The organism is Streptomyces sp. enrichment culture (assembly GCF_964273255.1).
GTDB lineage: Bacteria > Actinomycetota > Actinomycetes > Streptomycetales > Streptomycetaceae > Streptomyces.
Genome location: NZ_OZ186835.1, coordinates 2,681,578 through 2,704,646 on the forward strand (window position 1 = coordinate 2,681,578; position 23,069 = coordinate 2,704,646).

The following is a 23,069-nucleotide window of genomic DNA, read 5'->3' on the forward strand; positions in this document are numbered from 1 at the left end:
GTTGCCCGGCCTGCGTGACGGCCACGTCCCGCCGGCGTACTCAGGGGGCCGGGAACTCCGCGGTGTCGATCACGAGGCCGAAGGGGGCGGGGAGCTTCAGCGGCTCACCGAACTTCGCCGTGAGCAGGGGCCGGTAGACGTCACCCTTGGGGTCGCCGTAGAGGGTCGCGGCCGGGCCGTCGGGGGCCCAGCGGTCGACCAGGAGGAACAGCGGGATGCCCGCGGCGGCATAGGCGGCGGGCTTGCTCACGCGGTCATGGCGGGCATTGGACTTGGAGGTGACCTCGACGACCAACTCTGCGAGCGCGGCAGGGATGTGGGACTCAGGATCGGTGCGGTCCCGTACCGGGGCGACCACGAGATCCGGGATGAACATGCCCAACCGGGACGGCACGGCGATGGCCTGCGTCCGGAAGATCTCCCAGGCCTCGGGGATCAGGAAGTACAGACGGCGCTGAATGCGCGCCGCGATCTCATCATGACTGTATGTGCGAGCAGGTGACACGGTGACGATCCCCTCGATGATCTCCACCCTGCTGCCCTCGGGCCACTCCATCTTCTCCCAGAACCGGACGAGGTCGTCCCAGCGCTGTTCGGGTTCCTCGCTCACGGTGAGTGCGTGCATCACGGCCTCCTTCGGGGCAACGTCGAGTCCAGCACGCCGAACGGGACCGGCGGGGGTCCACCGGTCCCGTTCACCCGATCGGGGAAAGCGCAGGTCAGGCGATGCGTTCCAGCACCACGGGGGTGGGCCTGAAGGCCGTACCGGGGGCGGCGATGTCGTAGGAGCCGTCGACGGCCGTGAGGGCGTAGTCGAAGCGGTCGGGGGTGTCGGTGTGGAGGGTGAGGAGGGGCTGGCCCTCGGTCACCTCGTCGCCGGGGCGGGCGTGGAGTTCGACGCCGGCGCCGGCCTGCACCGGGTCCTCCTTGCGGGCGCGGCCCGCGCCGAGGCGCCAGGCGGCGACGCCGATGTCGTAGGCGTCGAGGCGGGTCAGGACGCCGGAGGAGGCGGCCTTGACGACGTGCTGCTCGCGGGCGACGGGGAGTTCGGCGTCCGGGTCGCCGCCCTGGGCGGTGATCATGCGGCGCCAGACGTCCATCGCGGAGCCGTCGGCCAGGGCCTTCGCCGGGTCGGCGTCCTTCAGGCCGGCCGCGTCGAGCATCTCGCGGGCCAGGGCGAGGGTCAGTTCGACGACGTCGGCGGGGCCGCCGCCGGCGAGGACCTCGACCGACTCGCGGACCTCCAGGGCGTTGCCGGCGGTCAGGCCGAGGGGGGTGGACATGTCGGTGAGCAGGGCGACCGTCTTCACCCCGGAGTCGGTGCCGAGGCCGACCATGGTGCGGGCGAGTTCGCGGGCGTCGTCGAGGGTCTTCATGAAGGCGCCGGTGCCGACCTTCACGTCCAGGACCAGGGAGCCGGTGCCCTCGGCGATCTTCTTGGACATGATGGAGGAGGCGATCAGCGGGATGGCCTCGACGGTGCCGGTGACGTCGCGCAGCGCGTAGAGCTTCTTGTCGGCGGGGGCCAGCCCGTCGCCGGCCGCGCAGATGACGGCGCCGGTGGTGTCCAGGACGTCCAGCATCTCCTCGTTGGAGAGCAGGGCGCGCCAGCCCGGGATGGACTCCAGCTTGTCGAGGGTGCCGCCGGTGTGGCCGAGGCCGCGGCCGGAGAGCTGCGGGACGGCCGCGCCGCAGGCGGCGACCAGGGGGGCCAGCGGGAGGGTGATCTTGTCGCCGACGCCGCCGGTGGAGTGCTTGTCGGCGGTGGGGCGGGACAGCGAGGAGAAGTCCATGCGCTCGCCGGAGGCGATCATCGCCGCCGTCCAGCGGGAGATCTCGCGCCGGTTCATGCCGTTGAGGAGGATCGCCATGGCGAGCGCCGACATCTGCTCGTCGGCCACCTCCCCGCGGGTGTAGGCGTCGATGACCCAGTCGATCTGCTCGTCGGTGAGTTCGGCGCGGTCCCGCTTGGTGCGGATGACGGAGATGGCGTCCATGGCCATGCTGGCGTTCCTTCCGGGGTGCGAAGGGTGCGGCCCCCTCCGGGTGACGGTACCGACCGTCGTCCGAGGGGGCCGCTGGGCGTTACTTGGTGAGGTGCTGCGGGCCGAAGGGCTGGGGCAGCATCTCCGACAGCGGCCGGATGCCCGCCGGGGTCTCCAGCAGCAGGTCCGGGCCGCCGAACTCGTACAGCAGCTGCCGGCAGCGGCCGCACGGGACGAGGATCTCGCCCCGGCCGTCCACGCAGGTGAAGTGCGTGAGCCGGCCGCCTCCGGTGCGCTGCAGCTCGGAGACCAGCCCGCACTCGGCGCACAGGCCGAGTCCGTAGCTGGCGTTCTCCACGTTGCAGCCGGAGACGGTGCGCCCGTCGTCGACGAGGGCGGCCACGCCGACCGGGTAGCCCGAGTAGGGGACGTACGCGTGGGTCATCGCCTCGCGGGCGAGGGCGCGCAGCGCCTCCCAGTCGGCGTCCGCCGCGGCCGGGGTCACTTGCCCTGTCCCTTCCGGTACGGCATGCCGTTCGCCCTGGGCATCCGCAGCCGTTGCGCGGACAGGGCGAGCACGACCAGCGTGATGACGTACGGCGTGGCGGCGACGACCTGGTTGGGGACCTCGTTGGTGCCGGCGTACCAGGCGTAGACGAGGATGCCGATGACCAGGGTGATCGCCGCGTGGACGTACTTCTTGCGGATCGCCAGCCAGATCGCGCCGATGACCAGCAGCAGCGCGCCGAGCAGCAGCAGGGCGTGCACGTTGGCGGAGCCGCCGCGCAGGTTGAGGCTGTCGGTGTAGCCGAAGAGGCCGGCGCCGATGGCGAGGCCGCCCGGCATCCAGTTGCCGAAGATCATCGCGGCGAGGCCGATGTAGCCGCGGCCGCTGGTCTGGCCCTCCAGGTAGAAGGGGTTGGCGACGATGGACAGGAAGACACCGCCGAGGCCGGCCAGGGCACCGGAGATGATCACGGCCAGGTACTTGTACTTGTAGACGTTGACGCCGAGGGACTCCGCCGCGATCGGGTTCTCACCGCAGGAACGCAGGCGCAGGCCGAACGCGGTGCGCCACAGGATGTACCAGGTGGCCGGGACGAGCGCGACGGCGATCAGGGTCAGCCAGGACACGTTGGTGACCAGGCCGCCGAGCAGTCCCGCGATGTCCGAGACGAAGAACCAGCCCTTGGCGTTGAGGTCCCGCAGGGCGTCGGAGAGTCCCGGCACCGTGAAGTTGCCGAGCGACTCGACGGCCGGGGACTGCTTGGCGGAGCCGCCCTGGTGGCCCTCGAAGGCCAGCGGGGCGAGGTAGCGGGTGGCGCCGAGCGCGAGGATGTTGATCGCCACACCGGAGACGATGTGGTTGACGTTGAAGGTGACGGTGACCAGGGCGTGCAGCAGGCCGCCGAGCGCGCCGCCGATGAGGCCGACGAGGACGCCGGTCCACGGACCCCACTGGAACCCGGCCCAGGCACCGAACCAGGTGCCGAGGATCATCATGCCCTCGAGGCCGATGTTGACGACGCCCGCCCGCTCCGCCCACAGACCGCCGAGACCGGCGAGGCCGATCGGGACGGCGAGCTGGAGGGCGGTGGACATCTGGCTGACGTTGGTGATGCCGTTGGCGCCGGTGATCAGGCGGACGATCGAGGTCAGCGCCAGGGCTCCGGCGATGACCAGGAGCAGCACCGGCAGCGACATGCGGCGGCCGGTCGGCGCCGTGGGCTGCAGCGACGGCTGGTTGACGTCGGTCGCAGTGGTCGGAGCAGTCATCGGCCGGCCACCTCCTTCGTGTTGTTGTCAGCGCCCAGGACGTGTCCGGCGGCGAGCTCCGCGCCGACACGGCGCTGCTGGCGGCGCAGGCCCCACTCGCGGACGGCCTCGTAGGAGACGACGACCGAGAGGACGATCAGGCCCTGCATGATGACCGCGATCTCCTTGTCGTAGCCGTGGAAGTCCAGCTCGGGGGACGCCTTGTCGAGCCAGGCCCACAGCACGGCGGCGAAGGCGATGCCGACCGGGCTGTTGCGGCCGAGCAGGGCGATGCCGATGCCGAGGAAGCCGATGCCGGTGGGGAAGTTGAGGCTGTAGGTGTGGGTGTCGCCGAGCAGGATCGGCAGGCCGGCGAGTCCGGCGATGGCGCCGGAGAGCAGCATGGCGGTGAGCACCATGCGCTTGGGGCTGACACCGCTGGCCGCGGCGGCGGACTCGGAGGCGCCGGAGGCGCGCAGGTCGAAGCCGAACCGGGTGCGGTTGAGGACGACCCAGTAGCCGATGCCGAGCACCACGGCGAGGAGGACCAGGCCGTAGATCTCGCCCGCGTCGCCCATGTCGAGGCCGGGGACCCAGCCGGACTCGTTCATCTCGCCGGTGGTGTTGTTGTTGCCGACCTTGACGCCGAAGACGCTGGGCAGCCACAGGTAGCCGATGACGGCGGTGGCGATCGCGTTGAGCATGATCGTCGCGACGACCTCGCTGACGCCGCGGGTGACCTTCAGGACACCGGCGATGCCGGACCAGAAGGCGCCGGTGAACACGGCGGTCAGGAGCAGCAGCGGGATCTGCAGGGCGGCCGGCAGGTCGGCGTGGGCACCGACGATGGCGGCCATCATGGCGGCGAGCTGGTACTGGCCGTCGACGCCGATGTTGAACAGGTTCATCCGGAAGCCGATGGCCACCGCCAGGGCCGCGATGTAGTACATCGACGCCTGGTTGATGATCAGGACCTGGATGTCCGAGTACGTCGCCTGCTGGAACATCAGGGCGAACGGCTCGGTGGGGTTCTTGCCGGAGGCGAGCAGCACGATCGCGCTCAGCACGAAGGCCACGGCCAGCGCGATGACCGGTCCGGCCACCGCGAGGAGTACGCGCTCCTTGTCGAACTTCTTCATCAGCGGGCCTCGTCTTCCGGAGACTCGGGGGCGTCGGCCGAGGTCTCGGGGGTGTCTTCGTGTTCGAGGTGGCCGGTGGCGGCACCCGTCATGGCGGTGCCGAGCTCCTCCGGAGTGACGGTCGCGGGGTCGGCGTCCGCGACCAGCTTGCCGTCGTAGATCACCCGGAGCGTGTCGGACAGGCCGATCAGCTCGTCGAGGTCGGCCGAGATCAGCAGGACGGCCAGTCCCTCGCGGCGGGCCTCACGGATGTGGTCCCAGATCGCGGCCTGCGCGCCGACGTCCACACCGCGGGTGGGGTGCGCGGCGATCAGGAAGCGCGGCTTGTGGCTCATCTCGCGGCCGACGATCAGCTTCTGCTGGTTGCCGCCGGACAGGGAGGCCGCGGTGACGTCGATGCCCGGGGTGCGGACGTCGTAGGTCGTCACGATGCGGCGGGTGTCCTCCTGCGCGGCCTTGGGGTCCAGCCAGATGCCCTTGGCGTTGGGCTTCTCGGTGACGTGGCCGAGGATGCGGTTCTCCCAGAGGGGCGCCTCCAGCAGCAGGCCGTGGCGGTGGCGGTCCTCGGGGATGTAGCCGATGCCCTCCTCCCGGCGCCTGCGGGTGCTCCAGGCGGTGATCTCCTCGTCGGCGAGCCGGATGACGCCGGAGTCGGCGGCGCGCAGGCCGATCAGCGCGTCGACGAGTTCGGTCTGGCCGTTGCCCTCCACGCCGGCGATGCCCAGGATCTCGCCCTCGTGGATGGTGAAGGTGATGTCGTCGAGCAGGGCCTTGCCGCCCGGGGCGGTCAGGCGGAGCTTGTCGACGGTGATGACGGGGCGGTCGGTGACCGTCGACTCGCCCTTCTCCGGGCTGGGCAGCTCGCTGCCCACCATCATCTCGGCGAGCTGCCGGGAGGTGGTCTCGGCGGGCACCGCGGTGCCGACGGTGGTGCCGCGGCGGATGACGGTGATCTCGTCGGCGACGGAGAGGACCTCGCCCAGCTTGTGGGAGATGAAGATGACCGACAGGCCCTCGGACTTCAGCTCGCGGAGGTTCTCGAAGAGGGCGTCCACCTCCTGCGGGACCAGGACGGCGGTGGGCTCGTCGAGGATCAGCGTGGTCGCACCGCGGTAGAGGACCTTGAGGATCTCCACGCGCTGGCGGGCGGCGACGCCCAGTTCCTCGACCAGGACGTCGGGGCGCACGTCCAGGCCGTAGCGCTCGGAGAGCTCCTTGATCTTGCGGCGGGCCCGGGCGCCGATCCCGTACAGCTTCTCGCTGCCGAGCACGACGTTCTCGAGGACGGTGAGGTTGTCGGCGAGCATGAAGTGCTGGTGGACCATGCCGATGCCGCGCGCGATGGCGTCGGCGGGTGAGCCGAACGTGACCTGCTCGCCGTCGACGGCGATGGTGCCCTCGTCCGGCTTCTGCATGCCGTAGAGGATCTTCATCAGGGTCGACTTGCCGGCGCCGTTCTCGCCCACCAGGGCGTGGACGGTGCCCTTGTGGACAGTCAGGTGGATGTCGTGGTTGGCCACGACACCGGGAAATCGCTTGGTGATCCCGGCGAGCTCGACGGCGGTCTGACCGTTGACCGCCGCTCCGGCCGGAGGGCTGCTGGACGCTTTGATGGCGCACTCTCCTGGGGACGGGGGCCTTCTACGCGCGTAGCGCCCCTACGGCATACAAAGGGGTGGCGCACCGAACCGACGGGGCGCGGAGAGCCTGGCTCCCCGCACCCCGTGGCGCGGACGCAACCCCGGAGTCACACGCTGCTCCGGGTCGTTCGGAGGGGGTGTCAGCTGGACTTGACCTTGATCTCGCCGCTGATGATCTTCTCCTTGGCCTTCTCGATGGCTGCCTGGAGCTCGGCGTCGTCCGCGAACTTCGGGTTGGAGTTCGACAGGCTCACCTCACCCGTCTTCAGATCGCCCTTGACGATACCGGTCGCGGGCTTCCCGTCCTCGACCGACTGCGCCAGGTTGTACACCGCCTTGGCGACGTCCTTCATCGCCGAGGTGAGGATCGAGTCCTTGTACTTGGCGAGGGCTTCCTGCTTGTACTGGTCGGAGTCGACACCGATCGCCCACACCTTGTTGGCGGCGGCGGCCTCGATGACGCCCTGGCCCGAGAGACCGGCGGCCGCGTAGACGACGTCGGCCTTCTTCTCGATCTGGCCCTCGGCGGCGCTCTTGCCCTTGTCGGGGCTGGAGAAGCCGCCCTCCTCCGCGGTCTGGGTCAGGAACTGCGAGATGACCTTGGCCTTCGGGTTGGTGTCCTTGACACCCTGCTCGAAGCCCGCGCGGAACTTGTGGATCAGCGGGATGTCCACACCGCCGATGAAGCCGACGACGTCGGTCTTGGTGGTCTCGGCGGCGGCCACGCCGGCCAGGTAGGACGCCTCCTCCTCGGAGAAGACCAGGTCCGCGACGTTGTCCGCCTCGACCGTGGCGTCGTCGACGATGCCGAAGGTGGTGTCCGGGAACTTCTCCGCGGCACCCTTCACGGCGGCGGCGTAGGCGTAGCCCACACCGATGACGGGGTTGTAGCCCTGCTTGGCCAGCGAGGCCAGGCGCTGCTCCTTGTCCGCGTCCGTCTCGCCGTCGGTGGGCTCGACGTCGGCGGTCTTGTAGCCGAACTCGTCCTGGGCCTTCTTCAGGCCCGCGTAGGCGGCGTCGTTGAAGGACTGGTCGCCGCGGCCGCCGACGTCGTACGCGATGGCCAGGCCCTTGTCCTCCTTCGACCCGGAGGAGTCCGAGGACGAGGAGGTCGAGGTGCCGCCGCAGGCGGAGAGGGCGAGGGCCAGGGAGGCGGTCGCTGCGCCTGCGACCGTGATCCGGGAAATCCGGCGCATGGTGTGGTGCTCCTGTCGTACAAAGCGCCGGACGGTATCAGCAACGGCGCTGGCTTCGCCGCAGATTAACGCGCGTAGACCTGCCTGAAAACCCCTTCTGTCCACCTTGTTATGCGCCCGTGGCCAAGCGGTCGTGCGCGCTGGTCACGGCGTTGCCGACTGCGAAGAGGACGTGGCCCTGGGTGATGTGAGGGCGGCCACTGCCCTTAGGTGCGAGGGGGCGGGGCGGGCGCCGTCCATGCGCGCGGGCGGGCGGGGGCGCGTGTGCCGCCCACACGCAGAAGCGGGCGGGGGCACGTGTGCCGTCCGCCCGCCTCCGCGGTGGTGGACCAGGACCCTTCACCGCCGGCCGGTGGCGGGGCGTCTCCCGGACGCCCCGCGCCGCACGGCCGGCGCCGGTCCGCTACTCCGTCTTGACGGTGATCGTCCCGTCGACGATGCCCTCCTTGGCCTTGGCCACCGCGTCGGTGAGACCCGGCACCTCGGCCATCTTCGGGTTGCTGTCGGACAGGCCGACACCGTCCACCTTGAGGTCGAAGACCTGGGTGCCGGTCAGCGGCTTGTCCTCCTCGACGGACTTGGCCAGCGCGTAGACCGCGCCGCCGACGTCCTTCAGGGCGGAGGTGAGGATGTAGTCCTTGTAGGACGCCAGGGCCTCCTGCTGGTACTGGTCGGAGTCGACGCCGATCGCCCAGACCTTCGCCTTGGCGGCGGCCTCGATCACGCCCTGGCCGGACAGACCGGCGGCCTGGTAGATGACGTCGGCCTTCTTCTCGATCTGGCCCTCGGCGGCGGCCTTGCCCTTGTCGGGGCTGGAGAAGCCGCCCTCCTCCGCCGTCTGGGTCAGGTACTGGGGGATCACCCTGACCTTCGGGTCGGTGGCCTTGACGCCCTGCTGGAAACCGGCCTCGAACTTGTGGATCAGCGGGATGTCCACGCCGCCCACGAAGCCGACGACGTCGGTCTTGGTGGCCTTGGCGGCGGCGACGCCGGCCAGGTAGGACGCCTGCTCCTCGGCGAAGACCAGGGAGGCGACGTTGTCGCCCTCGACCACGGAGTCGACGATGCCGAAGGTGGTCTTCGGGTACTTCGCGGCGACCGCCTCCATCGCCGGACCGTACGCGAAGCCGACGCCGATGACGGGGTTGTAGCCCTGCTTGGCCAGCGAGGACAGGCGCTGCTCCTTGTCCGCGTCCGTCTCGCCCTCGGTGGGCTCGACGTCGGCGGTCTTGTAGCCGAACTCCTTCTGGGCCTTCTGCAGACCCGCGTAGGCGGCGTCGTTGAAGGACTGGTCGCCCTTGCCGCCGATGTCGTAGGCGATGGCGAGACCGAGGTCCTCCTTGGTGCTGCCGCCGCTGTCGCCGTTGTCACTGCTGGTGCCGCCGCAGGCCGTGGCGGCGAGTGCGAGCGACGCGACCCCCACCGCGACGCGAGTCAGTTTCGATGTCCGACGCATCTGAAGTTCCCCATTCTCCAAAGCCCCGCAGCGGGTGCTCGGTTCGGCGCACATTAACGCGCGTAGACACTCCTGGGAACGGGGTTCCGCGGCGCCGTTATCCATTCGTGCCGCTGGCCGGTTACACCCTGGTGAACCGGGGGGACCGCCGGGGCGGAAAGGGGCGGAACCGGTCAGGCGCGCATGCCTGACGGCGCGGCACCACGCTGCCCCTCCCCCGTCCCGGCCGCAACCGGAACGGCCGGACGGGGGACGGGAGGGACGGGTGGGACGGGAGTGCCGAGGGCCTGGGCGGGAGGGTGCAGGAGCGGCGCCGGGGGCCACGGGCCGGCCGGCATCCGCCCGCGGCGCCCGGGGGCCACAAGCCGGCCGGCATCCGCGCCCTCGTGCCCGCGGCACCCGCGGCACCCGCGGCACCCGCGGCACCCGCGCCATCGTGCGCGCCGGCAGCGGCCGCACCCCGGCACCCGGCCGCCCCCTCCGTCCGATCGACCGTGGCGAGGGCATGCGGCACCGCGTGTTCGCCACCCCTGTCCCTCCGTTCCGCGCCCGGTTCCGCGAAAGCACTTGATCTGGAGCGCGCTCCAGATCCGAGGATCACGGGCATGGACCTCAACACCACTGCTCCCCGGATCGTCCTCGGGACGATCGACTTCGGCACCCGCGTCGGCCAGGAGGATGCCTTCGCGATCCTCGATGCCTTCGCCGACGGAGGCGGCGTCTGGCTCGACACCGCGAACTGCTACTCCTTCTGGACCGACGCCAGTGGCCTCGGCGGTGCCAGCGAGCGGGTCATCGGCGCCTGGCTCCGGTCCCGCCCCGGCGCACGCGACACGGTGCGGATTGCGACGAAGGTCCGGCAGGACCCGCTCGTCGCGCACTCCTGGCCGCAGAGCGCCGAAAGGCTGTCCGCCCCCGCCGTGCGCAGGGGTGTCGAGGGGAGCCTGGAGCGTCTCGGCGTCGACCACGTCGATCTTCTCTGGGCCCACGCCGAGGACCGGACCGTGCCGCTGGAGGAGACCGTCGGTGCCTTCGGCGAGCTGGTCACGAAGGGAACGGTGCTGCGCGTCGGGGCCGCCAATCACGCCGCCTGGCGTGTCGAACGCGCCCGGTCGCTCGCCCGCGAGCAGGGCGTGGAACCGTGGACGGCCCTGCAGCTGCGCCACTCGCTCGTCCAGCCGCGTCCCCTCACCCCGCTCGCGGAGAGCGCCCATCGCCTGCTCACCGAGGATGACCTGGACCTCGCGCGGTCGGAAGGGCTCACCGTGTGGTCGTACAGCTCGCTGATGTGGGGTTCCTACGTGCGCGCCGACAAGCCGCTGCCGCAGACCTATGATCATCCCGGTACCACCCGGGTCCTCGCGGTCCTGGACGACGTGGCCGGCGAGCTGGCGGCCACCCGGAACCAGGTCGTCCTCGCCTGGCTGATGCACCGGGGGATCGACCCCATCGTCGGTGCGAGCCGGGTGGAGCAGATCGAGGAGGCACTCGCCGCACACCGTGTGCGGCTGAGCGACGAGCACCTGGCGCGCTTCGCCGAAGCCCGCTGACGACGGTCGGACAAGGAGCCCCGTGACCACGCGCCTCACCCCGGCAGCGGCGGCCGGCCGCACCGGCGTCTCCCTCGACACCCTGCGCTACTACGAACGCGAGGGGCTGATCGGACCGGTCCGGCGCTCCCCCGGTGGGCGCAGGGAGTACACCGAGGACGACATCTTCTGGATCGGCCTGATCACGTGCCTGCGGGACGCCGGCCTCGGCATCGCGGACCTGCGGGAGTTCGTGGTCATCCTGCGCACCGACCGTTCCGCGCAGGACCGTGTCGCCTTCCTGCGCGAGCACCGTGCCACGCTGGAACAGCGCGTGGCGGCACTGCGCCGGGCCATGGAGGTCCTCGACGACAAGATCGCCTACTACGGCCGGCCCCAGGAGGCGTCCGACACATGAGCGCCCCCACGGGCGTGTGTCGGACCTCCCCTAGCGCAGCGTGTCCAGCAGGGCGGCGGCGGTGAAGAGTTCGACGCCGACCGTGATGGCGTGCTCGTCGACGTCGAAGTCACCCTGGTGCAGGTCACGCACGGTGCGCTCGCCCGGGGTGCGCACGCCGAGGCGGGCCATCGCACCGGGGACGTGCTCCAGGTACCAGGAGAAGTCCTCGCCGCCCAGGCTCTGTTCGGTGCCTTCGACGGACTCCGGCCCGCGCCGCGCGATCATGGCGTCGCGCAGCAGTTCGGTCACCCCGGCCTCGTTGACGACCGGGGGGACGCCGCGCACGTAGGTGATCTCCGACTTGGCCCGGTGCAGGTTGGCGACCTCGTCGATGGCGGCGACCACGATGTCCGCGGCCTGCCGCCAGGTCTCCAGGTCCAGGCAGCGGACGGTGCCGGAGAGTTCGGCGTGCTGCGGGATCACGTTGGGCGCGTGGCCCGACTCGACGCGGCCCCAGGTGACGGCGAGTCCGCTGCGGGAGTCGACGCGCCGGCCGACCAGGGCGGGCACGTCGGTGACGACCCGCGCGGCGGCGGTGACCAGGTCGGTGGTCAGGTGCGGGCGGGCGGTGTGGCCGCCGGGGCCGTCGAGGGAGATCTCCAGCCGGTCGCACGCCGAGGTGATGGCCCCCTGGCGCAGTCCGATGCGGCCGGCGTCGACGCGCGGGTCGCAGTGCACGGCGATGATCCGGCCGACGCCGTCCAGCGCGCCGTCCGCGATGACGTCGGCGGCGCCGCCCGGCAGCACCTCCTCGGCGGGCTGGAAGATCAGCCGCACGGGACGGGTCAGCAGCCCCTGCCGGTGCAGGTCGGCCAGGATCAGCCCGGCGCCCAGGACCACGGTGGTGTGCACGTCGTGTCCGCAGGCGTGCGCGCGGTCCGGCACGGTGGAGCGGTACGGGCAGTCGGCCTTCATGTCGGGGATGGGCAGGCCGTCGATGTCGGCCCGCATGGCGAGCACCGCCCGGTCCGTGCCGGGGATCTCGCCCACGCCGATGTCACAGATCAGTCCGGTCCCGCTGGAGAGCACCCGCGGCCGGAGACCGGCCCGCTCGAGCCGCTCCTTGATCGCCGCGGTGGTGCGGAACTCCTGGTGGCCGAGTTCCGGGTGCCGGTGCAGGTCACGGCGGAACAGCACGAGCTCGGCGCGGAGCTCCTCGGACAGCGCGCCGGGAAGCACCGCTCCGCCGGCGAGTTCGATCTCGGACTCCAGTGACATCAGTGGCTTCACCCTTTGAAGAGTAGGGCGCCAGTGAGCTGGACCGGTGCTCGATCAAGAAAAATCAGTCCGTTAGGGGAAGAAAAACTGGCCGCCCTACGCATGGCTGTGCGTGTGGCTGGGTAAACTCGCCGCTCTTCCACGGGGGTCAGGGCCCTCCGTACCCGTCAGGACGTGAGATCGATCACAGTCCCGGCCGCCGTCGGAGAGTGACAGGCCACCCCTCCACCTTCCCACGGATACCACGCATCGCCGCGGGCACGCCGGTCCGTCCGTCCGGCGGACCCGTCGGAGCCCGTGCGGGACGGGGCCCGGAGCCCCTCCGCGGGAGCCGCCCGCCGACGGGGAGAGCCGTCGCGGGAAGCCGTCGGTGTCCGCCCGTCCTCAGACCGCCGGTGCCGGCGGCGCGGGCGGTCCCGCGGGGGTCGCGGGCGGCGGAGGGAGCACGGGGCGCGCACGGGTCGCGGAAGTCGCCGGCAGACGGTGGGCGCCGCGGGCCGTGCGGGTGACGCCGGACAGGAAGCCCCCGGCTCGCGGCGAGGCACCGGCGGTGAGCCAGGCGGGGTCGATGTCGCAGACCGCGACCCGGACGTCCGTGCCCGCCAGGGCCAGCGGGAGGGTGTGCACCACGGTGGAGGGGAAGCTGAGGACGGTGCGGGCCGTCGGCCCGCGGCGGGCGACCAGTTCGAGGGGCAGCTCGGGGCGCACGACCTCCAGCCCCGTGTCGACGGCCAGCCGGCGGAGCTTGTCCGTGTCCTCCCGGCGGTGGGCGAAGTAGCGGCTCGCGCCGTGGGTGCGGGCGAGGTCCCGGACGGCCGTCAGATAGGCGTCGCGGTCCACCACCCCGGTCTCCACCAGCGAGGTGCCCACCAGGTCGGCGCCCCCGGTGACGCGGGGCGGGCCGAAGCGCTCCCTGGTCCAGGCGAAGGTGTGGGGGCGGACGGTGACGCCGGGCGGGACGGCGTCCACCGGCATGGAGGAGAACACCTCGACCGTGCGGCCGCCGCTGGGCGTCAGGCGGCGGCGGGCCGCGCCGGACACCGGGCCGAGCAGCAGGTCCCGGGGTCCCGGACGGCCGCCCTTGCGGTGCCAGCGGACCAGGCGTTCGCCCCGGGCGAGCTGCCCCACGAACTCCATGGTCGCGGTGCCGTCGTCGACGACGACCAATGCGGGCGCCCGGGTGAGGGTCAGCAGCAGCTGGACGTAGCGCGAGAAGGGGTCGCCGAGGACGACCCGGTCGGCGCGGCGCAGGGCGGCCGTGAGGCCCCCGACGGTGCGCAGCGGGGCGCCCGGACCGCTGCGGGCCTCCTCCCAGCGGACCTCGTGGCCCTCCTCCCGGGCCAGCCCGCACATGCGGCGCAGCTGGCCGCGGGTCATCGGGTCGACGGGGGACAGCACCACCAGAGTGAGCTCGGCGCCGGGAGCGTGCGCGTGCGCCCACTCCAGCACGTTCAGCAGCTGTACCGGGCTCTCCACGAAGGCGAGCGTGCGGGGGCCGGTGCTCCCGGCGCGTGAGCTCATCGGCGTGTCACACCGTCCGTGTCTCAGACCGTCAGCGGCTCGCCCGCCGCCGCGGCGATCTCGGCGTCGGCGACCGCTCCGGGCACGCGGCGCAGCTTCTTCATCGGGCCCAGTTCGGACTCGTAGACCTTCTTCACGCCGTCGCCGAGGGACGCCTCGATGGTGCGGATGTCGCGGACCAGGCGGCTCAGGCCCTGCGGCTCGACGGAGGCGGCCTGGTCGGAGCCCCACATGGCGCGGTCGAGGGTGATGTGGCGCTCGACGAAGGCGGCGCCGAGGGCGACGGCGGCCAGGGTGGTCTGCAGGCCGGTCTCGTGGCCGGAGTAGCCGATGGGGACGTTCGGGTACTCCTGCTGGAGGGTGTGGATCACCCGCAGGTTGAGCTCCTCGGCCTTCGCCGGGTAGGTGGAGGTGGCGTGGCAGAGCAGGATGTTGTCCGAGCCCAGCACCTCGACCGCGTGGCGGATCTGCTTCGGGGTGGACATGCCCGTGGACAGGATGACCGTGCGGCCGGTGGCGCGCAGGGCGCGCAGCAGTTCGTCGTCGGTGAGGGAGGCGGAGGCGACCTTGTGGGCGGGGACGTCGAACTTCTCCAGGAAGGCGACGGCCTCGGTGTCCCACGGGGAGGCGAACCAGTCGATGCCCTTCTTCCGGCAGTAGGCGTCGATCTGGCGGTACTCGTCCTCGCCGAACTCCACGCGGTGGCGGTAGTCGATGTAGGTCATCCGGCCCCAGGGGGTGTCGCGCTCGATGTCCCACTGGTCGCGCGGGGTGCAGATCTCCGGGGTGCGCTTCTGGAACTTGACGGCGTCGCAGCCGGCCTCGGCGGCGGCGTCGATCAGCTTGAACGCGTTCTCGATGTCGCCGTTGTGGTTGATGCCGATCTCGCCGGTGATGTAGACGGGGCGGCCGGGGCCGGCTTCGCGCGGACCGAGGGTGCGGATGCGGGAGTTGGTGCTCATGACCGGTGGTTTCCTTACCTGGGGAGGGAATCGAGGGAGGGGCCGAGGATCCAGCCGGCGATCTCCCGGATCGCGCCGTCGCCGCCCGGGAGGGTGGTGACGGCGCGGGCGGCGCCGCGGACGGCGTCGTGGGCGTTCGCGACCGCCACGGGCCAGCCGGCGAGGGCCAGGCACGGGAGGTCGTTGACGTCGTTGCCGACGTAGAGCACGCGCTCGGGCGCGATGCCCTGTTCGTCGCACCACTGTTTGAGTGCGAGGTCCTTGCGGTCGACGCCGTGCAGCACGGGGACGCGCAGCTTGCGCGCGCGGGCGGCGACGACCGGGTTCTGTTCGGTGGACAGGATCAGCAGCTTCAGGCCGCTGCGGCGCAGGGCCGCGATGCCGAGCCCGTCGCCGCGGTGCACGGCGACGAACTCCCGTCCGTCGCAGTCGATCAGCACCCGGTCGTCGGTCTGGGTGCCGTCGAAGTCGAGCACGACCGCGTCGAGGTCGGCGGCCGTCGGAAGGACGCCGGGCCGGTCCGCGTCGAGGAGCGGCGCGAGGGCGCGGGCCCGGGCGAGGTCGTGCGGGTCGTCGATCTCCAGGACGCGGGCCGGGTCGGTGCGCACGGGTTCGGTGCGGCCGAAGAACCGGTGCCGGTGCGTGCGGAAGCCGGCCGCGTCCATGGCATAGGCGGCACCGGTCTCCAGCAGGTCCTGCGGGCGGTCCTGGCGGCGGGGGCGGACGGACTTGTCGTGGTTGACGCCGTGGCCGCCGGCGGTGCCCGCCGGGTGCGGACCGTCGGGCCCGACCTCGCCGTCCCGCCACAGGAAGCCGTGGAAGGGGGCGACGGTGACGGCCGTGTCGGCGCGGCCCTCGACGACCGCGGCGGCCACCGCGTCGACGTCGTCGGAGCGCAGGAACGGGCTGGTGCACTGCACGAGCAGGACGACGCCGACCGGGGCTCCGTGGGTGTCCTCGTGGACGTCCAGGGCGTGCAGGACGGCCGCCTCGGAGGAGGCGGTGTCGCCGGAGAGGGCGGCGGGCCGCAGGACGACCTCCGCGCCGGCCCGCCGGGCGACGTCGGCGATGGCCGGGTCGTCGGTGGAGACGACGACGTCCGTGACGTGCCGCGCGGCCCGGCACTCGCGCACCGCGCGCACCACCAGGGGCACGCCTCCGACGGCGGCGAGGTTCTTCGCGGGCACTCCCTTGGAGCCGCCGCGGGCGGGGATCACGGCGAGCACCCGGCGGGCCGTGGGCGGACGGGACATGGGATCAGCTCCTGGAGCCGGGATCGGGGTGGCGGGCGGCGGGGTCACAGCTCCCCCATGCGGCGGATCGCGGGGGCCACCCGCTGCACGCCGTGCCGGTAGGCGCCGCGGGCGGCCCGGCGCACGAGCTGCCGGATCGGGCCCGGGGCCCGGTCGGTCGCGGGCGCGCCGGGCAGCGGGGCGCCGTCGGGGGCGAGGTGGTGGCGGGCGAGGACGCCGGGCAGGTAGCCGGGCGCGGTGGCGGTCGTGTAGTACGGGGCCAGCGGCGGGAGTCCGCCGGGACGGCCGAGCAGGGCGCCGATCCGGGCGCGGGCCGCGGCGAAGGCGTGCTCGTACGCCCCTGCCCCGGAGGCGGTGCCCCCGGGGGCGACGCCCTGTCCCGCCACCCATCGCGGGTCGGGTTCCGGGCGGTGGCCGGCGTCGAGCCGGTCCCAGGAGGTGAGGCAGCCGGAGCCGACGAAGTGGTGGTTGCCGAGCGCCTCGCGGATGCCCAGGTCGGTGAGGACGGCGGTGGGGACGCGGCGGTGGAGGGACTCCAGGGCGGCCGTGGAGCTGACCGTGACGAGCAGGTCGGTGCGGTCCAGCACCTCCCCCATGTGGCCGTAGACGAGGCGGAGGTTGGCGGGGAGGTCGAGGCCGCGGGCCAGCTTCTGGTAGGGCACCTCCTCCAGGTGCGTGGTGTGCTCCCCGGGCTTGGAGCGCAGCTTGAGCAGCACCTGGCGCTCCGGGTGGCGGCGGGCGTGCCGCACCAGCCGGTCCAGCAGGTACGCGCGCTCGCGGCGGCTCTCCGGCACGGAGGGCTGGGCGGCGAACACCACCGTGTACGGGTCGCGCGGGCCGGTGTACGGCTCGCCGCCCAGGAAGGGCAGCGCCACCTCGGTCACCGCGGAGGCGTCGGCGCCCACGCCCTCGTACACGGCGCGGAAACGCTCCGCGTCCCGGCGGGAGTTGGCGAGGACCACGTCGGCCCCGTGGCGCAGCAGCAGGCCGTCGGCCAGCTTCTCGTAGACGATCCCGACGTAGCCGGTGACCACCACGGGCCGGTCGGGACGGTCCTGCCAGACGCGTCGAAGCCCGTGCAGCATGGCCTGCACTCCCCCGCCGACCAGGGCGAGGACCACCAGGTCGCAGGGCTCCTCGCCCATGGCGCGCAGGAACTGGGCGGCGGTGACCTCGCTCAGGCCGTCCGCCGGCACACCGACCTCGGTGAGCTGGCGGGCGGTGGGGGTCGCACGGCCGCGCAGGAGGTACCCGTCCAGGCGGACATCCGTGTCCTCGGGGGCGATGCGGCGCGCGGTGAGGGCGCCCCATTTCCACCGGGTGTCGGAATCCGCGAGAACGGCCACTCGCAGGGAATTCGTCGCACTTGCTGGCACGTCGAAGACGCTAGGAAGCAATTCCGAGGAGCGGCCCAACCGGAATCCAACAAACGGTGAACAGCGGCCCGCCGCAAGGCGAATCGGCACGCCGGACCCTCGGAATTCCGCCCGGTTCACGGCTTCGCCATATGCCGTTCACCGGAATTCAAGAAGCGGGTCAGGACGAATGCCGGACCGTCCTCTAACGTCGCCGACGTGCTCAAGCTCTCCGTCATCGTGCCGTTCTACAACGTGCGGCCCCACGCGCCCGACGCCCTGCGAAGTCTGCGTGCCAACGCACGCGACGACTTCGAGTTCATTCTCGTCGACGACTGTTCGACCGACGGGACCGCGGACCTCCTCGCCGCCGCGGAACGCGACCTGCCGGGGGCCGTGCTGGTCCGGCACGAGCGGAACGGCGGGCTGGCGACGGCCCGCAACACGGGCATCGACCGGGCCCGCGGGGAGTACCTGACCTTCCTGGACGGCGACGACTGGCTCGCCCCGGGCCACTACGCCCGGCTGGTCGCCGTGATCGAGGAGCTGGGCTGCGACTTCGTGCGCACCGACCACGTGCAGTGCACGGCCCGGGCCCGCACCGTGCACCGCGTCCCGCACGGCCGCCGCAACGTGCCCGTGCGCCCCCGGGACGCGATCCTGCCCGCCCACCGGACGACGTCCGTGGACTACGCCTACGCCTGGGCGGGCATCTACCACCGCCGGCTGGTGGAGCGGGGGCTGCTGCACTTCACCGACGGGCTGCGTACGGCGGAGGACCGGCCGTGGATATGGCGGCTGCACCGGGAGGCGGAGTCCTTCGCCGTGTCCGGTCTGCTCGGGGTCTTCTACCGGCGCGGACTGCCCTCGTCGCTGACGCAGATCGGCGACGAGCGGCAGCTGGACTTCATCCGGGCGTTCGACCAGGTGGTCGAGGAGACCGCCCACGACCCGGAGGCGGCGGCGCTGCTGCCGAAGGCGGTGCGCACCTACTGCGCCATCATCGCCCACCACCTGGGCAACCTGGACCGGTTCGAACCCCCGGTCGCCCGGCGGCTGAAGACGATGAGCGCGGCGGCGCTGCACCGCCTGCCGCAGGACGTGCTCGACGCGGCACTGGACGCGATGGACGCCGGACGCGCCGCCCGGCTGCGCCGGCTGCGCCGCCGTCCGCTCGCCGCCCTGGAGGGTGCCGCGTGACCACCCGGATCTTCATGGCGTCCACCCTGTACGGCACCGCCACGCTCGCCGCGGCCCTCGACGCGGGCTGCTTCGGCCCCGCCGACCGGCGGATCCTGCTCGTCTCCAACAACGCGGCGACGCCCGAGACGACCCCGTCCGTGGACGAGATGCCCGGCTTCGAACGGCTGCGGTCGCGCTTCGACGACGTGGTGTCGTGGAACGCGACCGTCTTCCCCTTCCACCCCGGCGCCTGGTCCCCGCGCCCGGACGACGAGCCCCTGTGGGAGCGGCACCTCCGGCTGGCCTGGGGCATCGGCGACGACGACGTCGCGCTGACCGTGGAGTCCCTCCAGGTCGACCCGGCGCTCGGGGTGGCCCGGATCTTCACCGACGCCCCGCTCACCGTCTACGCGGACGGCCTGATGAGCTACGGGCCCACCCGCAACAAGCTGGACCCGCTGGTCGGCACCCGGGTGGAACGGCTGCTCCACCTCGATCTGGTGCCGGGGCTGCGGCCGTTGCTGCTCACCGAGTTCGACGTGCCCGCGGAGGTCGTACCCACCGCGTCGTTCACCGAGGTGCTGGCCGAACTCGCCGAGGCGGCCGACACAGCGGAACCCGCCGTCCCGGCCGACCAGGCCGACCTGGCGGGCGCAGCGGAAGCTCCCGCCCCGGCAGGCCCCGCGCTGCTGCTCGGCCAGTACCTGTCCGCGCTGGGCATCCTCACCGCCGAGGAGGAGGAGCAACTGCACGTGCGCATGCTGCGGGGTGCGGCCGGACTGGGCCACACCCGCGCCGTGTTCAAGCCGCACCCCACGGCCCCCGCCCGCTTCACCCGCACCCTGGAGGAGGAGGCCGGGCGGCTCGGTGTCCGGCTCGCGGTGGTGGACACCCCGGTGCTCGCCGAGGTGCTGTACCAGCGGCTGCGTCCGGCGCTGGTCGTCGGCTGCTTCTCCACCGCGCTGCTCACCGCGTCCGCGTTCTACGGCCTGCCCGTCGCCCGGGTCGGCACGGACACCCTGCTGGAGCGGCTGCGCCCGTACGAGAACAGCAACCGTGTCCCGGTGACCGTCGTCGACGCCCTGCTGCCCGCGCCGGACGACGCGGCGGCCGTGGCCGGGCGGCGGGGCGCCCTGGACACCGACGCCCTGGCGGACCTGGTCCGCGCCGTCGGGTTCGCCATGCAGCCGCGGCTGCTGCCCGGGCTGCGGGCGGAGGCCGAGCGGTACCTGGCCGCCCGGCTCGACGCGCGGACGTGGCGGTACTTCACGAAGAAGCGGCTGACGGCCCTGGGCCTGCCCGGCGGCGTGCCGGCCCGGCTGGCGTTCCTGCCGCGCAACGCCACCGTACGGCGGGCCGCGCGGACGGCCCGCCGCCTGCGACGGGCGGTGGCGCGCGGCTGACGCGTGCCCCGCCTCCCGCCGACCGCGCGGCGGCCGGGCGCATACCCGTCCCGCCGCCGTGCGGTGCGGTGTCCGGCGATGGTGGGAAGCCGGTACGACGCCGAGGCGGACGGGCCGCCGCCGGGCGGGGAAGGGGTGCTCCGGACGGGGGCGAACGGGCCGGGACGGCGACGGACCCATGGGGGCGTCACACCCCGCGGTGCGACGGACCCACGGGGGCGTCACACCCGGCACGGCGACGGGCCCCGCAGGGCGACCGGAGGCGGGCTGACCGGGCGGAAGCAGACCGGGCGGAACCGGCGGGCCCACGGGCACGGTGGGCCCCACGGGGGCTGGGCCAACCGGGACAGGACGGGCGGCCGGCGGCTGACCGGCGGACCCGGCGGCGTGTTACGCGCTCGCCAGCGAGAGCTTCGCCGCGAACCCGAGGAACAGCGCGCCCGCCGCCGAGGTCGCCCCGGCCGACAGGGCCCGGCGGCGGCGGAAGGCGGCGGCGAGCCGGGTGCCGCCGAAGATCAGCGCGCTGAGGTAGAGGGCGCTGGCCAGTTGGAGGAAGCCGCCGAGGATGAGGAAGGACAGCGCGGGATAGGCGTACCCGGGGTCGACGAACTGCACGAAGAAGGCGACCACGAACAGGATCGCCTTCGGGTTGAACAGGCTGATCACCAGGGCCTGCCGGAAGGGCCGCTCGCCGGTGACGCCGCCGCCGTCCGCCGCCTCGCGCGGGTCCCGGTCGCCGCGGGTGCGCCACATGGTCCACGCCGCCCGGAGCATGCCGACGGCGAGCCACGTCAGGTACCCGGCGCCCAGGAACTTCACGATCCCGAACAGGAACGCGTTGGTCTGGAGCAGCGAGGCGGCACCGGCGGCCGCCAGGGTCATCAGGACCGCGTCCCCGCACCAGACACCGGCGGCCGCCGTGTACCCGTGCGGACCCCGCGCCGGGCGGCCACCGACAGCACGTAGAGCGAGTTGGGCCCGGGGAGCAGCACGATGAGGACGAGGCCCGCCAGGTAGGTGGGCAGATCGATGACGCCGAACATGCGGGGAGTTTCGCACGAGGGCGGGACATGTCGCACGGGTGTTCCGCGCGTCGGAACGCCACCGCCGGCGAGCGGGCCGGGGCGTCCCCGCCGGCCGGGCGGGGACGGTCGCGGTCACGTTCGGGGTCGCGGTGTCGCGGTCACGGTCGGGGCGCGGGCGCGGTCGCGGTCGGGGTCAGAAGGCGTCGCTCGGCACGTACGTCCCCCACACCTCCCGCAGGGCGTTGCACACCTCGCCCACGGTGGCGCGGGCGCGCAGGGCGTCCTTCATCGGGTACAGGACGTTGTCCTCGCCCTCGGCGGCCTTCTTCAGAGCGGCCAGGGCCGCGTCCACGGCCGTCTGGTCGCGCTCCGCGCGCAGCGTGGCGAGGCGTTCGGCCTGCTGCGCCTCGATGGCGGGGTCGACGCGCAGGGGCTCGTACGGCTCCTCCTCGTCGAGCTGGTAGCGGTTGACGCCGACCACGACCCGCTCGCCGGAGTCGGTCTCCTGGGCGATGCGGTAGGCGGAGCGCTCGATCTCGCTCTTCTGGAAGCCGTGCTCGATCGCGTTGACCGCGCCCCCGAGATCCTCGACCTTCTGCATCAGCTCGACGGCGGCGGCCTCCACGTCGTCGGTCATCTTCTCGATGACGTACGAGCCCGCGAACGGGTCGACGGTGGCGGTCACGTCGGTCTCGTAGGCGAGGACCTGCTGGGTGCGCAGGGCGAGGCGGGCGCTCTTGTCCGTCGGCAGGGCGATGGCCTCGTCGAAGGAGTTGGTGTGCAGCGACTGGGTGCCGCCGAGGACGGCCGCCAGGCCCTGGACGGCCACGCGGACCAGGTTCACCTCGGGCTGCTGGGCGGTCAGCTGCACGCCCGCGGTCTGCGTGTGGAAGCGCAGCATCAGTGACTTGGGGTTCTTCGCGCCGAACTCCTCCCGCATCACCCGGGCCCAGATCCGGCGGGCCGCGCGGAACTTGGCGACCTCCTCCAGGATCGTGGTGCGGGCGACGAAGAAGAACGACAGGCGGGGCGCGAAGTCGTCGACGTCCATCCCGGCCGCGACGGCGGTGCGCACGTACTCGATGCCGTCGGCCAGGGTGAAGGCGATCTCCTGCGCCGGGGAGGCACCCGCCTCGGCCATGTGGTAGCCGGAGATCGAGATGGTGTTCCACTTCGGGATCTCGGCCTTGCAGTACTTGAAGATGTCGGCGATCAGGCGGAGGGAGGGCTTGGGCGGGAAGATGTACGTGCCCCGCGCGATGTACTCCTTCAGCACGTCGTTCTGGATCGTGCCGGTGAGCTTGTCGGCGCTCACGCCCTGCTCCTCGGCGACCAGTTGGTAGAGGAGCAGCAGGAGCGCGGCGGGAGCGTTGATCGTCATCGACGTGGAGACCTTGTCCAGCGGGATCCCGCCGAACAGGACGCGCATGTCGTCGAGGGAGTCGATGGCGACGCCGACCTTGCCGACCTCGCCGGAGGCGATCGGCGCGTCGGAGTCGTGGCCCATCTGGGTGGGCAGGTCGAAGGCGACCGACAGTCCCATCGTGCCGTTGGCGATCAGCTGCTTGTAGCGGGCGTTGGACTCGGTCGCCGTGCCGAAACCGGCGTACTGGCGCATCGTCCAGGGACGGCCGGTGTACATCGTCGGGTACACGCCCCGCGTGAAGGGGTACGCGCCCGGCTCACCGAGCTGTTCGGCCGGGTCCCAGCCCTCCAGGGCCTCGGGCCCGTAGACCGGCTCGATGGGCAGTCCGGACTCCGACTCGCGTGCCATGGTGTGTCTGCCTCCCGCTGAGCAGTACCGCTCGGCCTGCCCGCCCGTTCTCGTCCGTCGCTCGCCCGCCCCTGTGGATCCGAGCCTCTGACGGACTGTAGCCGTGGGTGCGCGGCCCGGTGGAGTGCCGCACCCTGGGACCTTCCTCACAGGACGGGTGGGACCCCGCTCACAGACCCGTGGCCCGCACACCCGGCCCGCGACGGCGTCCCCTCC

Annotated in this window: 18 protein-coding genes and 1 pseudogene; 4 read left to right on the top strand and 15 right to left on the bottom strand. The window is 72.4% G+C overall.

The genetic code is table 11. From position 1 onward, the window contains the following. Positions 1–40: 40 nt before the first annotated feature. The 8 genes from ACSU53_RS11345 to ACSU53_RS11380 form a co-directional block, all read right to left on the bottom strand. Positions 41–625 carry a Uma2 family endonuclease gene (locus ACSU53_RS11345; RefSeq protein WP_437026981.1) on the bottom strand — a complete coding sequence of 195 codons (585 nt, stop codon included), beginning with the start codon at positions 623–625 and terminating at the stop codon, positions 41–43. Between the two features lie 94 nt (positions 626–719). Beyond that, on the bottom strand, positions 720–1,997 hold the full coding sequence (locus ACSU53_RS11350) for a thymidine phosphorylase (RefSeq protein ID WP_437033126.1): 1,278 nt from the start codon (positions 1,995–1,997) through the stop codon (positions 720–722). Positions 1,998–2,085: 88 nt separating this feature from the next. Further along, positions 2,086–2,490, bottom strand: a complete 405-nt coding sequence (locus ACSU53_RS11355; RefSeq protein WP_164333607.1) for a cytidine deaminase — start codon at positions 2,488–2,490, stop codon at positions 2,086–2,088. Beyond that, complete coding sequence (locus ACSU53_RS11360; protein WP_437026983.1) at positions 2,487–3,761, bottom strand: ABC transporter permease; 1,275 nt, start codon at positions 3,759–3,761, stop codon at positions 2,487–2,489. The genes ACSU53_RS11355 and ACSU53_RS11360 overlap by 4 nt, the downstream gene beginning before the upstream one ends. Further along, complete coding sequence (locus ACSU53_RS11365; RefSeq protein WP_437026984.1) at positions 3,758–4,879, bottom strand: ABC transporter permease; 1,122 nt, start codon at positions 4,877–4,879, stop codon at positions 3,758–3,760. The genes ACSU53_RS11360 and ACSU53_RS11365 overlap by 4 nt, the downstream gene beginning before the upstream one ends. Beyond that, positions 4,879–6,492, bottom strand: a complete 1,614-nt coding sequence (locus ACSU53_RS11370; protein WP_437033128.1) for an ABC transporter ATP-binding protein — start codon at positions 6,490–6,492, stop codon at positions 4,879–4,881. Before ACSU53_RS11370 ends, ACSU53_RS11365 begins: the two co-directional genes overlap by 1 nt. Positions 6,493–6,659: 167 nt before the next feature. Then, positions 6,660–7,715 carry a BMP family lipoprotein gene (locus ACSU53_RS11375; RefSeq protein ID WP_437026986.1) on the bottom strand — a complete coding sequence of 352 codons (1,056 nt, stop codon included), beginning with the start codon at positions 7,713–7,715 and terminating at the stop codon, positions 6,660–6,662. A gap of 403 nt (positions 7,716–8,118) precedes the next feature. Further along, positions 8,119–9,171 carry a BMP family lipoprotein gene (locus tag ACSU53_RS11380; RefSeq protein WP_437026987.1) on the bottom strand — a complete coding sequence of 351 codons (1,053 nt, stop codon included), beginning with the start codon at positions 9,169–9,171 and terminating at the stop codon, positions 8,119–8,121. Positions 9,172–9,776: 605 nt separating this feature from the next. Between ACSU53_RS11380 and ACSU53_RS11385 the strand changes: the two genes are divergently transcribed. Next, complete coding sequence (locus ACSU53_RS11385) at positions 9,777–10,721, top strand: aldo/keto reductase (RefSeq protein WP_437026989.1); 945 nt, start codon at positions 9,777–9,779, stop codon at positions 10,719–10,721. A 22-nt stretch (positions 10,722–10,743) separates the two neighbouring features. Next, positions 10,744–11,118: a MerR family transcriptional regulator gene (locus ACSU53_RS11390; protein ID WP_437026991.1), complete on the top strand. Its 375-nt coding sequence runs from the start codon at positions 10,744–10,746 to the stop codon at positions 11,116–11,118. A gap of 30 nt (positions 11,119–11,148) precedes the next feature. Here ACSU53_RS11390 and ACSU53_RS11395 read toward each other — a convergent pair whose 3' ends face one another. The 5 genes from ACSU53_RS11395 to ACSU53_RS11415 form a co-directional block, all read right to left on the bottom strand. Then, entirely contained in the window at positions 11,149–12,378 is a 1,230-nt protein-coding gene (locus ACSU53_RS11395) for an amidohydrolase (protein ID WP_437033130.1), read from the bottom strand. 384 nt (positions 12,379–12,762) lie between these two features. After that, entirely contained in the window at positions 12,763–13,899 is a 1,137-nt protein-coding gene (locus tag ACSU53_RS11400; protein ID WP_437026993.1) for a hypothetical protein, read from the bottom strand. 23 nt (positions 13,900–13,922) lie between these two features. Then, positions 13,923–14,861, bottom strand: coding sequence for an N-acetylneuraminate synthase family protein (locus tag ACSU53_RS11405; protein WP_437026995.1), 939 nt, complete (start codon positions 14,859–14,861; stop codon positions 13,923–13,925). A 14-nt stretch (positions 14,862–14,875) separates the two neighbouring features. Then, positions 14,876–16,114, bottom strand: coding sequence for a cytidylyltransferase domain-containing protein (locus ACSU53_RS11410; RefSeq protein ID WP_437026996.1), 1,239 nt, complete (start codon positions 16,112–16,114; stop codon positions 14,876–14,878). Between the two features lie 44 nt (positions 16,115–16,158). Continuing rightward, complete coding sequence (locus ACSU53_RS11415; RefSeq protein WP_437026998.1) at positions 16,159–17,490, bottom strand: DUF6716 putative glycosyltransferase; 1,332 nt, start codon at positions 17,488–17,490, stop codon at positions 16,159–16,161. A 198-nt stretch (positions 17,491–17,688) separates the two neighbouring features. Between ACSU53_RS11415 and ACSU53_RS11420 the strand changes: the two genes are divergently transcribed. Then, complete coding sequence (locus tag ACSU53_RS11420) at positions 17,689–18,669, top strand: glycosyltransferase family 2 protein (protein WP_437027000.1); 981 nt, start codon at positions 17,689–17,691, stop codon at positions 18,667–18,669. Further along, positions 18,666–20,054 carry a polysialyltransferase family glycosyltransferase gene (locus tag ACSU53_RS11425; protein WP_437027001.1) on the top strand — a complete coding sequence of 463 codons (1,389 nt, stop codon included), beginning with the start codon at positions 18,666–18,668 and terminating at the stop codon, positions 20,052–20,054. The genes ACSU53_RS11420 and ACSU53_RS11425 overlap by 4 nt, the downstream gene beginning before the upstream one ends. Before the next feature lie 390 nt (positions 20,055–20,444). Here the strand turns inward: ACSU53_RS11425 and leuE are convergent. After that, a pseudogene (gene leuE, locus ACSU53_RS11430) lies at positions 20,445–21,097 on the bottom strand (leucine efflux protein LeuE). 175 nt (positions 21,098–21,272) lie between these two features. Beyond that, entirely contained in the window at positions 21,273–22,853 is a 1,581-nt protein-coding gene (locus tag ACSU53_RS11435) for an acyl-CoA mutase large subunit family protein (RefSeq protein ID WP_437027003.1), read from the bottom strand. Positions 22,854–23,069: the final 216 nt, after the last annotated feature.